This is a genomic window from Longimicrobium terrae, from assembly GCF_014202995.1.
GTDB lineage: Bacteria > Gemmatimonadota > Gemmatimonadetes > Longimicrobiales > Longimicrobiaceae > Longimicrobium > Longimicrobium terrae.
In genome coordinates this window covers 24744-38042 of sequence record NZ_JACHIA010000003.1, presented here as the reverse complement: position 1 = coordinate 38042, position 13299 = coordinate 24744, and the positions used below count along the sequence as shown (strand labels likewise).

At 69.4% G+C, this 13299-nt stretch carries 8 protein-coding genes; 4 read left to right on the top strand and 4 right to left on the bottom strand.

Features of this window, described 5'->3' with window-relative positions:
- Positions 1 to 198: 198 nt before the first annotated feature.
- Both glgX and HNQ61_RS06240 read right to left on the bottom strand, forming a co-directional pair.
- Positions 199 to 2385, bottom strand: a complete 2187-nt coding sequence (gene glgX, locus HNQ61_RS06245) for a glycogen debranching protein GlgX (protein WP_170036298.1) — start codon at positions 2383 to 2385, stop codon at positions 199 to 201.
- Between the two features lie 225 nt (positions 2386 to 2610).
- Positions 2611 to 3021, bottom strand: coding sequence for a hypothetical protein (locus HNQ61_RS06240; protein ID WP_170036300.1), 411 nt, complete (start codon positions 3019 to 3021; stop codon positions 2611 to 2613).
- A 332-nt stretch (positions 3022 to 3353) separates the two neighbouring features.
- Between HNQ61_RS06240 and HNQ61_RS06235 the strand changes: the two genes are divergently transcribed.
- Both HNQ61_RS06235 and HNQ61_RS29505 read left to right on the top strand, forming a co-directional pair.
- The gene (locus HNQ61_RS06235; protein WP_170036302.1) at positions 3354 to 5198 is read left to right on the top strand and encodes a PAS domain-containing sensor histidine kinase; all 1845 of its coding nucleotides are present in this window, start codon (positions 3354 to 3356) and stop codon (positions 5196 to 5198) included.
- A 121-nt stretch (positions 5199 to 5319) separates the two neighbouring features.
- Complete coding sequence (locus HNQ61_RS29505) at positions 5320 to 7605, top strand: fused MFS/spermidine synthase (RefSeq protein WP_170036303.1); 2286 nt, start codon at positions 5320 to 5322, stop codon at positions 7603 to 7605.
- Positions 7606 to 8158: 553 nt separating this feature from the next.
- Here HNQ61_RS29505 and HNQ61_RS06225 read toward each other — a convergent pair.
- Positions 8159 to 9190 carry a DMT family transporter gene (locus tag HNQ61_RS06225; RefSeq protein WP_184430710.1) on the bottom strand — a complete coding sequence of 344 codons (1032 nt, stop codon included), beginning with the start codon at positions 9188 to 9190 and terminating at the stop codon, positions 8159 to 8161.
- A 311-nt stretch (positions 9191 to 9501) separates the two neighbouring features.
- Here HNQ61_RS06225 and erpA point away from each other — a divergent pair, with 311 nt between their 5' ends.
- Together erpA and nadA are read left to right on the top strand one after the other, a co-directional pair.
- Positions 9502 to 9867, top strand: coding sequence for an iron-sulfur cluster insertion protein ErpA (gene erpA, locus HNQ61_RS06220; RefSeq protein WP_170036307.1), 366 nt, complete (start codon positions 9502 to 9504; stop codon positions 9865 to 9867).
- A gap of 513 nt (positions 9868 to 10380) precedes the next feature.
- Positions 10381 to 11457 (top strand): quinolinate synthase NadA, encoded by a 1077-nt coding sequence (nadA, locus tag HNQ61_RS06215; protein ID WP_170036309.1) that lies wholly within the window; start codon positions 10381 to 10383, stop codon positions 11455 to 11457.
- A 478-nt stretch (positions 11458 to 11935) separates the two neighbouring features.
- Here nadA and HNQ61_RS06210 read toward each other — a convergent pair whose 3' ends face one another.
- A complete protein-coding gene (locus tag HNQ61_RS06210) occupies positions 11936 to 13282 on the bottom strand; it encodes an SMP-30/gluconolactonase/LRE family protein (protein WP_170036311.1) in 1347 nt (448 codons plus the stop codon).
- Positions 13283 to 13299 lie beyond the last annotated feature (17 nt).

Sequence of the window (13299 nt, the reverse complement as noted above, 5' to 3'; positions counted from 1 at the left end):
TCACGGAGGATGCACGGAGGTCACGGAGGAAAAGATCAACGACAGGTCTCACGCAGAGCAGCAGAGGAGCAGAGAAAGAACAAGAACGTGGCCTTTTGTTGTTCTCTGCTGCTCTGCTCCTCTGCGTGATCCCGATCTGTTGCTGTTCCCCCCGCGACCTCCGCGATCGCCGCGACCTCCGCGTGAAAGCAGTTGGTGTTATGCCGCGGCGGCCTCGGACTCCGCGTCGCTGTGCGCGCCGGCCGGTCCGCCGTCCGGTGCCACGCGCCGCATTACGCGCAGCGAACGGCCGGGAAGCTCAATCGCCTGTCCCACGTCCAGCGTGTCGCGCGGCTGGTCGGCGGCGGAGTGCGCGGTGTCAATCACCGACTCCCAGCGCGCCTGCACCGGCGTGGCGGGAAGCACGAACTCCGCCGGCTCGGGCGCCCCGTTGAACAGGAGCAGAAAGGTGTCGTCGTACACGCGCTCGCCGGCATCGTCCCACTCCATCATGGCGTCGCCGCCCAGCATCATGCCGAAGGCGCGCTCCAGCGGCGCGTTCCAGTCGTCATCATCCATTTCCTGCCCGTCCGGGCGCAGCCACGACACGTCTTCCAGCTCCGAGCCGCGGATCTTGTGCCCCTGAAAGAAGCGGCGGCGGCGAAAGATGGGGTGCTCGCGGCGCAGCGTGGCCACCTGCTTGGTAAACTCCAGCAGGTCGCGCCGCTGGTCATCCAGCTCCCAGTCCAGCCACGAGATCTCGTTGTCCTGGCAGTACGCGTTGTTGTTGCCGCTCTGCGTGCGCCCGATCTCGTCGCCGCCGCAGATCATGGGCACGCCCTGCGACAGCAGCAGCATCGCCAGAAAGTTGCGCTTCTGCTTTTCGCGCTGGGCAATGATCTCCGGGTCGTCGGTGGGGCCCTCGACGCCGAAGTTCAGGCTGATGTTGTGGTCGTGGCCGTCGCGGTTGTCTTCGCCGTTGGCCTCGTTGTGCTTGCTGTCGTACGCCGTAAGGTCGTGCAGCGTAAAGCCGTCGTGCGCCGTGATGAAGTTGATGCTGGCGTACGCCTGCCGCCCGTCCTCGCCGTACAGGTCGCTGCTCCCGGTCAGCCGGTACGCGAGTTCCGCCACGGTGCTGGGCTCGCCGCGCCAGTAGGAACGCACGGCGTCGCGGTACTTGCCGTTCCATTCCGTCCACAGCACCGGAAAGTTGCCCACCTGGTAGCCGCCCTCGCCAATGTCCCACGGCTCGGCAATCAGCTTGACCTCGCTGAGCACCGGGTCCTGGTGAATGACGTCAAAGAACGACGACAGCCGGTCCACCGCGTGCTCCTCGCGCGCCAGCGTGGAGGCCAGGTCAAAGCGGAAGCCGTCCACGTGCATCTCCTGCACCCACCAGCGCAGCGAGTCGTTCACCAGCTTGATGACCTGCGGATGGCGGGCGTTGATGGAGTTGCCCGTGCCCGTGTAGTCCATGTAGAAGCGCTTTTCCGGCATCAGCCGATAATACGCTTCGTTGTCGATTCCCTTGAACGACAGGGTGGGCCCCAGGTGGTTTCCCTCGGCGGTGTGGTTGTACACCACGTCCAGGATGACCTCGATCCCGGCGCGGTGCATGGCCTTTACCATGTCGCGGAACTCGTTCACCTGCCCGCCGCGGTCGCCGCTGCCGCTGTAGCGCGCGTCCGGGGCAAAGAAGTTGAGCGTGTTGTATCCCCAGTAGTTCGTGAGCCCCTTGTCCTTCAGGTAGCTGTCGTCCACGAAGTCGTGCACCGGCAGCAGCTCCAGCGCGGTCACGCCCAGCTCCTGCAGGTGCTTGACGATGGATGGATGAGCGAGCCCGGCGTAGGTGCCGCGCAGTTCCTCGGGCACGTCCGGATGCCGCATCGTGAGCCCCTTCACGTGGGCTTCGTAGATGACGGTGCGGTGCCAGGGGGTGCGCAGCGGGCGGTCGCCTTCCCAGTCGTACTGGTCGTCGATGACCACGCCCTTGGGCATGCCCTGGGCGCTGTCGCGGTCGTCGCGGGCCAGGTCGCCTTCTTCGCCGCCCAGCGCGTAGGCAAAGACGGGGTGGTCCCAGTCCACCTTGCCGGCGACGGCCTTGGCGTACGGATCCAGCACCAGCTTGGTGGCGTTGAAGCGCAGGCCGTTGGACGGATCGTACGCGCCGTCCACGCGGAATCCGTACAGCTGGCCGGGCTTCAGGCCCGGAATGTATCCGTGCCACACGTGCGCGGTTACTTCGCGCAGGCGCACACGGGCCGTCTCGTGCGTGGGGTCGCCGATGTCGTACAGGCAGACTTCCACGCCGGTGGCCGTTTCACTGAACAGGGCGAAGTTGACGCCTTCACCGTCCCACGTCGCGCCCAGCGGCGAGCGCCGCCCGGGCAGAACCCTGATGTCCACGTGCCTCGATGGTCTGGTGGTGTAGTGCGTGTTCCCGCGCGCGAGGATGGCAAGGGCAGTGCCCGTCCGGGTTCATGGAGCGGACTTGTGACGCACGTTCGTCCGCGCGACGCGCGAATGCGTCGCGCGCGCCATCCCTAAGTGGACGGGAAGGCCTGCTCCCCTGATCCGCCACGACCATCCCTCGTGCCGCGAAGCGGAACGTTCCGCCGCAGACGGCGCCGCCTACTCCCGGGTAAGCGTCACCGAGATGTCGCGGTACCCCGATCCGTTCACCTTGCCCTTGATCACGTTGTCGCGCACGCGCTGGCCCCGGAAGTTCAGGGGCTCGTACCCCGGCGAAGAGAGCACCATGGACAGGTCCGGATGCATGTAGCTGCTGGACGCTACTCTCAGTTCCAGAAAGGTGGGCACCACGGAAAGGTTGCCCAGTCCGCCCACCACGCTTCCGTTCGGGCTCTCCGCCAGCCTCAGGTACAGCGTCGCTTCGTCGACCTTTCCGCGCCACTCACCGTCCAGCTTGGAAGTCTTGGCCGCCGGGGCCGATTCGGTGGGCCCGTCCCCTCCGCCGCAGCCGGCCAGTACGAGACAGATCGCAAACGACAGAAAAGCGCGTCGGCTGCATGCGCGGGCCATGCTCGATTCTCCTGCTGGGAAATGATGGACGGGCTGGATGAACGATCACCTGGATGCGGAGCCGCGGCGCGTGAGCCGGGTCGGATTCAGGGCGGCCGTGGGGCGGCAACGAAGGTACCCGCTCGGATCATCTGGCGCCAATCCACCCGCCGCACCGGCACCGTCGCCCCGGAATCTCCCGCCGGCCGTGGCGCTCCCCGGTGCGGCGAATGCGCGTTTCGCATCCCGGGACGCCTCCAGCAGCCTTGGCGCAGGTTCTGCAAACGCCGCCCCGATCAGCAGATCACCCGCATGCATGGGGGCCGCCGCGCCCCGCGACCGCGAGCTTCCGGATGGACGATCCGCAGACCCTGCAACGCAGTAACGCCCCCGCTCACGCGGAACCCGAGGGACAATCCCCGGAAGCCCGCGAACGCGAACGGGCCTTCCGCCGCGCCGCAAAGATTCGTGACGCGGGTGGCCAGGCGGCCGGTCCGCCGAACGGGATCTCGGGCGCGGACCTGGCGCACCGGGCGTTCGCCGCGCTGGCCGACGGCGTGCGCGACTACGCGATCTTTCTGATGGATGCGGACGGCGTCATCACCTTCTGGGGCGAGGGCGCGCGGCTGATCAAATGGTGGACGCGGGAAGAGACGCACGGCTCGCACCTCCGCCTTCTGTATCCGGACTACGGCTCGCAGGACGGCACCGCGGAGTCGCACCTGAAGATCGCCGCGGAAACTGGCGAGTATACGGGTGAGGGCGAGCGCGTCCGCCGCGACGGCTCCACCTTCTGGGGCGGCATCACCCTCACCGCCCTGCGCGACGGCGGGGGGCGGCTGCTGGGCTTTGCCAAGGTCACGCGCGACCTCACCGCCCGCCGCGCGGCGGACGCCATGCTCAAGGCCGCCCGCGACGCGGCGGAAGAGGCGCGCCGCCAGGCGGAAGAGGCGAACCGCGCCAAGAGCCTGTTCCTGGCCACCATGAGTCACGAGATCCGCACGCCCATCAACGCGGTCATGGGCTACGCGGACCTGCTGGACATGGGGCTTTCCGGCCCGCTGAACGACGAGCAGCGCGACCGCCTGGCCCGCATCCGCAGCAGCAACCTGCACCTGCTGGGCATCGTGGACGAGGTGCTGGACTTTTCCCGCCTGGACGCCGGCCGCGTCACGCTCAGCCGCCGGGCCGGGCGCCTGGCCCCGCCCATCGACGCGGCGCTGGACATGGTGCGCATGCAGGCGCAGGCCAAGGGGGTGCTCATCAACGACTCGGTGTCGGGCTTCGCGTCGGACCTGCCGTACCACGGCGACGAGGACCGCGTCCGGCAGATCCTCGTCGTCCTCCTCTCCAACGCGGTCAAGTTCACCCCGGCCGGCGGGCGCATCACCGTGAGCGCGGGCACGTCCGTAAAGCCGGACCCCGGCGCGATGCTTCCCGGCGAGGGGCCGTGGGTGTACGTGCGGGTGGAGGATACGGGGCAGGGCATTCCGCCCGCGCGGCTGGGCGCCATCTTCGAGCCGTTCGAGCAGGCGGACATGGCCCTTACCCGCCAGCACGGCGGCACGGGGCTGGGGCTGACCATCGCCAAGCGCCTGGCCCGGCTCATGGACGGCGACCTGACCGTCCGCAGCCAGCCGGGGGCGGGGAGTTCGTTCTTCGTCTGGCTCCCGGCGGCGCCGGAGGACGCGGTGCCGTCCGGGCTGAGCGGCGGCGGCACGGTGGATTCGGACGGGCCGGCGCTGCTGCGCAAGGTGCGCGACGCCATCATCGTGGAGCTGGAGCGCATCCTGTACGGCTACGTGGCCCGGCTGCGCAGCGACCCCGCCACGCCTTCCGCGCACACCCTGGGCGCGGTGGAGTTGGAGGACCACCTGGCCACCTTTCTTTCCGACCTGGCGGACACGTTCCGCGGGCTGGAACTGGAGCAGGCGGGCGAGTCGCGGCACGTGCGCGACGGCAGCGCCATCCAGCGCACGGTGGCGGAGCGGCACGGCACGCAGCGCCGCCGGCTGGGGTGGAGCGAGGACGAGCTCCGCCGCGAGTTCGTGATTCTCACCGAAGAGGTGCTGGCCGCCGTGCACCGCGGCGTGCGGGATGAAAAGCCGGAGCTGCTGGACGAGGCGGGCGCCGCGGTCGCCGACTTCCTGGACGCGGCGCGGACGGTCAGCCTGGAAAGCTGGAAGCAGTCCGGGTAATCGCAGGAGCGGCGCGGGGACGGCGAGCGGGCGAGCCGTCCCGCCTTGACGGGCTCCGGCGCGCGCGCGAAGATCAGCGCCTTCGCCGCACCGACTTCGTCCTTTGCGCAACGGTACGCCCGTGAGCACGCAGCAGCCCGCGCCCGCGGCCGGTCGCTTTTCCATCATGCCGCCCCCGCCGCCGCCCGTTCCCCCGGCCGTGCGGGTCCGCTCGGCGGCCGTCGTGGCGACGTTCACCGCGTCGGTGTTTCTCAGCGCGTTTCTGCTGTTCCTCATCCAGCCGATGTTCGGCAAGATGGTGCTTCCGCTGCTGGGCGGCTCGCCCGCGGTGTGGAACACCTGCATGCTCTTCTTTCAGGCCGCGCTGCTGGGCGGCTACGGCTACGCGCACCTCACCACCCGCCACCTGAGCGCGCGCTCGCAGGCCATTCTGCACCTGTGCCTGCTGGCCTGCACCCTCCTGCTTCTGCCCATCACCGTCGCCGGCCGCGCGCCGCAGGGCGGGGCCGCACCCATCCCCTGGCTGCTGGGGACGATGCTGGTGACGGTCGGCCCGCCCTTCTTCGTCCTCGCGGGCACGGGACCCATGCTGCAGCGCTGGTTCGCGCACAGCGGCCACCGGCACGCGGCGGATCCGTATCCGCTGTACGCCGCCAGCAACCTGGGCAGCATGATCTCGCTGCTGGCCTATCCCGCCCTCATGGAGCCGCGGATGAGGCTGGCGGGGCAGAGCGTGACGTGGGGATGGGGATTCGGCGTGCTGATGCTGGGGATCGCCGGGTGCACCGCGTGGATCTGGCGCACCGGCCGCGCGCCCGCGCCCGCCGCGGCGGACTCCGCGCCTCCGGCTGCGGTGGCGGGGGCGCCGGTGACCACGCGGGAGCGGGCCATCTGGGTGTTCCTGGCCTTCGTTCCGTCCACGTACCTGCTGGGACTGACGACGTACATCACCACGGACCTCAGCCCGGTGCCGCTGCTGTGGGTTCTGCCCCTCGCCCTGTATCTGCTGACCTTTACGCTGGCGTTCGCGCGGCGGCCCTTCTTTCCGCACGAGCACATGGTGCGGCTGCAGCCCGTGGTGCTGGCCGTCGTGGTCCTGCTGCTGCTGAGCGGCTTCGTGGAAGACGCGATCGGGGCCATTCCACTGCACCTGGGCGGGCTGTTCATCACCTCGCTGGTCTGCCACGGGGAACTGGCGCGGCGGCGGCCGGCGGTGAGCCACCTGACCGAGTTCTACCTGTGGATCAGCGTGGGCGGCGTGCTGGGCGGCATCTTCAACGTGCTGGTGGCACCCGTCATCTTCAACAACGTGTACGAGTACTCGCTGGCGCTGGTGCTGGCCTGCCTGGCGCGCCCGTGGCCGGAAGCGCTTGGATGGAAAAAGAACCTGTGGGCCGGGCTGCGCGCCGCGGGGCTGGCACTGGCGCTGCTTTTTCTGGCGTCGCAGAACGGCGAGGTCAATACCGTGCTGTTCGCGGGGCTGGCGTTGCTGCTGGTGGGGCTGGTCACCACGGGGCTGGGGCGCACGCCGGTGTGGCTGGCGGCATGCCTGGGCGCGGTGATGCTGTACAGCACCGCCAAGGCCATGCGCGAGCCCGGCGTGCTGCTGGAGCAACGGTCGTTCTACGGCCGGTTCCGCATCCTCAAGGCGGGGGGATCTCGCGCCAACCCGGCGGGATGGCACACCATGCGGCACGGCAGCACGCTGCACGGCGCGCAGAACCTGACGCCGGCGCTGCGGCGGGAGCCCATCACGTACTACCTGCGGCGCGGGCCCATGGGGCAGATGTTTGCCGCCACGGAGGACCGGGCGGGCAGGCGGCGCGTGGCGGTGGTGGGGCTGGGGACGGGAACGCTGGCGGCGTACGCCCGCGCGGGGGAAGACTGGACGTTCTACGAGATCGATCCGCACGTGCGCGACATGGCGACGGACCGGCGCTACTTCTCATACTACTCCGACGCGCCGGCCACCAAGCGCGTGGTGCTGGGAGATGCGCGCCTCTCGCTCGCGCAGGCGGCGGGTAAGCAGTACGACATGATCCTGCTGGACGCGTTCAGTTCCGACGCCATCCCCGTGCACCTGCTGACGCGCGAGGCGATGACGACGTACATGCAGCGGCTGGCGCCCGGCGGGATTCTGGGGATTCACATCAGCAACCGCTACCTGAACCTGGAGCCGGTAGTGGCGGCGCTGGCGCGGGAGCGCGGGCTGGCCGCGGTGATCAGCACCGGGCCCACGGGCAAGCGCGAGCGCTACGAATCCATCGCGTCGTGGATCGCGGTGGCGCGCTCGGAGAACGACCTGATGGTGCTGCACGCCGACTCCCGCTGGAAGCCGCTCGACAAACGCGCCATTCAGCCGTGGACGGACGACTATTCCAGCCTGCTCTCCGTCTTCCAGCCCTGAGTGACCGCGCGGGTTCGGTTGCGGGCGGATTCGGTGCGGCCGTGGATGGTCCGCCCGGGGGCTGGTAGCTGTGAGTGGACGGTTGAGGTGCGTCCGGAGAGGGCCCCCTCCCCCCAGCCCCCTCCACCCGCTCCGCGGGAGAGGGGGAGCCGTGCGGTGTGGACGATGAGTTCGGCCTGCTACCCACGCCTCGCGGGCCCCTCCCCGGCCCTCCCCGTGCAAACAGACGCACGGAGAGGGAGAACTTCACGCCGGATCCGCCCGATGCCGTTGAAGCCCCGATCATGGACGCGTCAGCGGCCGTGAGTCGGGGCTTGGCGCTTCTGGAGCGGCGGATTCATCCGCTCACGATGCCCGCCACGCGCCCATTCCGTCGCTCCCTCGCTCCTCTCGCCCGAACACCCAGGGATTGCGGTCGCCCGACTACCTGCCGTCGTTGATCCTGTTGCGTCGATTTGCCGCTCGATCGCGTCGCCCCGGAGATTTGCTGCGGCGACTTCGTCGGGCGGTCGCATCGACTTGGGGGCCGGATGCGCGGCGGGTCATCTCGCGCTCAATCTGAGGCCGCGCTCCGCATCTCGTTGCGATCCCGGTGCTTGTCGTGGTTCGTCGCAAGTTGGTCGGCGGCGTCGACGGTCGTGTGCCCGGCAGGTTTTCCGCGCGGCGCCAGCGCCAGCGTGCTCCCCACGATCACCGCCGCGCCCAGCAGCGTCCCCGCGTCCGGCACCTCCGAAAAGAAGAGCACGCCCCACAGCGCGGCGAACACGATCTGCAGATACGCTGTTGCGGTCGCCGTCCCCGCGCGCTCCATCCGCAGCCCGTGCGTCAGACACGTCTGCCCCAGCTGCGTCGTCACGCCGATCCCGATCAGCACCAGCCACTCGGTCGCCGTCGGCCAGATCCATCCCGGCAGCGCCACGGGAACGGACGCAATGACGGAAATCACCGAAAAGTACGAGATGATGACGGCCGGGTGCTCCGTGCGCCCCAGCTTGCGAACGGTGATGTACGCGGCCGCGCTGCACATCGCTCCCAGCAGCCCGATGATCACCGTCACCGGCGGCAGCTCGTGCGCGGATCCGCCGAACAGAAACGCCGGCCGCATCACCAGCAGCACCCCAATCATGCTGAAGACCACCGACAGCACCTCGCGCCGGCGCAGCCGCTCGCCCAGGAGCGGCACCGCCAGCAGTCCGGCGTACACGGGGTTGGTGTACTGGATGACCGTGGCGTCCGCGATGGGCAGGTGCGTGAGCGAGTGGTAGAAGCAGGAAAGCGCCAGAAACCCGAACACGCCGCGGAGCGTCAGCAGCCCGCGCCGGGTGCCCCACGGCGGAACGCGGGCGCGGCGCAGCAGCGCGATGCTCAGGATCATGGTGACGATGGCGCGGGTCATCACCACCTCCTGGGTGGGCAGGCGCGCCCCGGCCAGCTTTACCAGCAGGCTCATCAGGCTGAAGCAGAACGCGCCCGCGGCCATGTACCGCATTCCCGGCGTCATGCGAAAGCGGCCGGGGGCGGCGGCCGGCGCGACTTCCCCGTGCAGCTCGGGCGTATCCGCGACGGCTTCGGCCTCGCGGTCCATCGGCGGATCTGCAGAGCGGCTGGGCACGACGGGTCCGGAATCTCACGGAATTCTGAGGCGAGCCGCAAAGATAACCCCCCCGCCGGGCCCGCGCCTCCGCCGCGCCCCGCGGCATCGCACGGCACGGACGTTCGGTGGATGGGGGGCGCGGCGGGGCGGGGAGGTTGATTCTCAGGTTCTTCTCGATATACTTGATGAAGTCAAGGCGGCGGCGCGGCGCGGAACCTGCTGGTTCCCGGTGCGTACAAGCTGCCATCAGAGCGGGACTTGGCGCGGCCCGCAGCAAACCTCCCAACGGTGGGGTGAAGGCCATGCAGACCAACACGATCGAAACCGAGGCTCCCGCGAGCCCGGTTCTTCTGACCGAGACCGCCGCCGTCGAGGTGCGCCGGTACATCGAAGAGCAGGGCGCCGCCGAGACGGCCGGCCTGCGCGTGGGCGTGCTTCCCGGCGGATGTTCCGGCTTTCAGTACGGCCTGAACATCGAGGATGAAGCCGGCGAGGACGACATGATCCTTGAATCGGCGGGCATTCGCCTGTTCGTGGACCCGTTCAGCCTGCAGTACCTGCAGGGCACGGAGATCGACTACGTGTCGACCTTCCAGGGCAGCGGATTCACCTTCAACAACCCCAACGCCGCCGGCGGCTGCGGCTGCGGAAGCTCGTTCACGGTCTGATCTCCGCGAACGACGACGCTGGATGATGGGCAAGGGCCCCGCGGCACACGCCGCGGGGCCCCTTCTCTTTTCCCCCCGTGGACGGGCTCGCGTCCGGACGAAGGATCTGCTCCCGCGAGAACGGGCGTGGGATGCGCGACGTTGGCTCGGCGGATGGTAGATCCTTCGGTCGCGCATGACTCGGCGCGATGGAGAGGCCGGCGCACGCTCGCTCAGGATGACGCCTCGGGCGGGAGCCTGGTGGGGGGAGCGGCTGCCGATCTCCAAATACACCTTTGATCGACAGCGCGCATGGAACCGTGGCCGGCCGCCTGATCGCGCTGGAATGCCCGTCCCGCACGGACGGCGATGCACACTCACTGTCGCGCGCGGCCCCGGTGTTGCTTTCGGGAGACAAGTGTGTATATTCAGAACGTTCTCAACACGAGAACAGTGACCGGAAAGTCGCCGCCCGCGAGACGGGCGTTACGGTGGACGGAAATCTTCCGACCGCGTTCAGCCGCCGAGGTGCGCATGATCCAGATCGCCGACACCCTTCGCACGCCGCTGGAGTACGCACGCCTCTCCCGCGAGGAGTTGGCCGAGCGCATCCGGCGCCGCAAGACCGAGCTGAACGCCGTCATCCTGGGGCACAACTACCAGCGCGTGGAAATCCAGGAAGTCAGCGACTACCTGGGTGACTCGCTGGGGCTCTCGCAGGAGGCCGCGCGCACCGACGCCGACGTCATCGTCTTCTGCGGCGTGCACTTCATGGCCGAAACGGCCAAGATCCTGTCGCCAGACAAGACGGTGCTCATGCCGGACCTGCGCGCCGGCTGCCCCATGGCCGACTTCGTCACGGGCGACGCGCTGCGCCGGCTCAAGCAGAAGTACCCGGACGCGGTAGTTGTGTCCTACGTGAACTCCACCGCCGAGGTCAAGGCGGAGAGCGACATCTGCTGCACCAGCGCCAACGCGGTGCAGGTGGTGAACACGATTCCGGCGGACCGCACCATCCTGTTCGTGCCGGACCGCAACCTGGCCAAGTACTCCGCCGAAAAGTCGGGGCGCCCGTACGTGATCGCCGGGCGCGAGGGCGGGGCGGTGCAGCCGGGCACCATCGTGGCCTGGGACGGCTACTGCTACGTGCACGACGATCTGGTGATGGACGAACTGGCCGCCGCCAAGAAGAAGCATCCGCGCGCGCTGGTCGTCATCCACCCCGAGGCGCGGGCGGACCTGCTGGCCCACGCCGACGTGGTGGCCTCCACCGCGGCGATGGTGGGCATCGCCGAGGAGAACGACGAAGTGATCTTCGGCACCGAGCGCGGCATCGTGGACCGGCTGAAGTCGCGCTTTCCGGAAAAGACGCTGGTTCCCCTCAGTGGCGCCGCAATCTGCGGCAACATGAAGGTGAACACGCTGGCCAAGCTGGCCTGGTGCCTGGACCACGGCGAGTACGAGCTGGTGCTGGATGAGGAGATCCGCACCCGCGCCGAACTCTCGCTCCGCCGCATGCTGGAGCTGAACCAGGGCTGGGTGGCGCCCACGGCCGAAGAAGCCGCGCTTGAGGAAGCCGGCCTGCGCCAGCCCGGCTGCGGCTGCGCCTGATCGAAGGTGGAGGGATGAGCAGAAGCGGCGGCACCCGGATCGGGTGCCGCCGCTTCTGTTTTGTCGATGATCACAGTCGATTTTGGATGGCGGAGCCCAGGGCGGCCCCCACCCGGGCCGGCACCACCGGCCCACCCTCCCCGGGCGAGAGCGAATGAATCCGCCGCTCAACCAGCGGGAACCCCCGACACGCCGCTATTCGCGCTGAGTTCGGGGCTTCAACCGCAACGGACGACCGCGGTGTGCATCGCGCGCCGAACTCTCCTCGGCACCGAACGGCTCCCCCTCTCCCGCGGAGCGGGTGGAGGGGGCTGGGGGGAGGGGGCCCTCTCCGGCCGCATGGCACTCTCCGGAACACACCAGACCCGCAGTTCTCCCCTCTCCGTGCGGCAGTTTGCACGGGGAGGGGCCGGGGGAGGGGCCTCAGCCCGCCGACGAACGACAGTCATCGAATGCCGCTTCCCACCTGATCCGCCTCCTACCGCCCGGGCAGCGCCACCCGCAGAACGTGGGCGGGCTCCAGAGTCATCCCCGGCTTCACGTTCCCCGCCTCGTCCAGCCGGTCCCACCCGCTGTCCGGGATGAAGAACACCTCGCCGCCGATCACCACCGCGTGCGTCGGCTCGGTCAGCAGCGGCGAGCCGGCCTCCAGCGCGCGCCATCCCGTGATCGCGGTGCCCGCCGTGTTGAGCGTGAACTCCACCACGCGCTTGGGGGTGATGCCGTTCTGCACCGCGATCAGCCGGTTCCCGGCGCGCACCAGTCCGTCGATCCCCGCCACGGTGATGGAATCCGGCGTCTGCAGCCACGCCAGCTCCTCGCCGGACGTATCCACCACGGCGATGCCGCGCAGGTAATCCGCCACGTACACGCGCCTGCCGTCCGCCGCCGCAACCAGCCCCTGCGGCGACGCGAACTCATCGCCCACCCACGCCTCCAGCTCCTCCCCGCCGCGCGTAATGCGGTACACGGTGCCGCCGTCCGCGTCGGACACGTAGACGGTGCCGTCCGGGCCCACGGTCATGTCGCCCAGCGTGTGGCGGCCTTCCTCCGGCGCGTCGTAGCGGCGGCGCAGCGCGCCCGTCTCCAGATCGTACGCCAGCACGGCGGACTTTCCGCTGTCCGCGGCCTGGTACCGCTCGTACAGCGGAAGCGCGGCGGTGGTGGCCCACAGCGTCCGCGTCAGCGTATCCACCGCCAGCGCCAGCGTGGACCACGTGCGTTCGCCCCCGCCGGCCGCGAACTCGCGGAATCCGCCATCCGCCGTCCAGCTGAGAATGCTCCCGTGCCGCAGGCTGGAAAGGAAGAAGCGGCTGCTCCGTGCGTCAAACACCACGCTCTCGGGCAGAAACTGGGAGTCCGGGACGATAAAGGCAGTCTGCGCCGCGGACACCGGGCGCGCGTTGGCGGCCAGCCGCTCCACCACCGCACTCCATCCCGGCGTGTCGCGGAGCGCGGCGAGCGTGGTGTCGCCCGCGAGGTCGTGCGTCAGGCCGGCGGCGGCGTAGGCGCGCAGCCAGCCGAGCGCGTCTTCCGTGCGCCCCAGCCGCGTGTCCGCCCGCGCCAGGGCGAGCACCACGAGCGGGTGATAGCCGATCTGCTCGCGCACGCGCACCAGGTGGTAGCGCCACGTGCCCCAGTCGCCGGCGTCGCGGGCCTGGTCGCCGGCGGCCACGTGCTCGCGCCAGCTGCTGTCGGCCGCGGCGTCGGCGGAATCGGCGGCCACGGCGGCGGTGGCGGAATCCGTCTGCGCGGCAAGGGGAAGAACGGAGAGCAACAGCGCGGCGCCCGCGAAACGGAGCGCGGAAAGTACCATACGGATCATGGAGCAGAGTTCCGGGT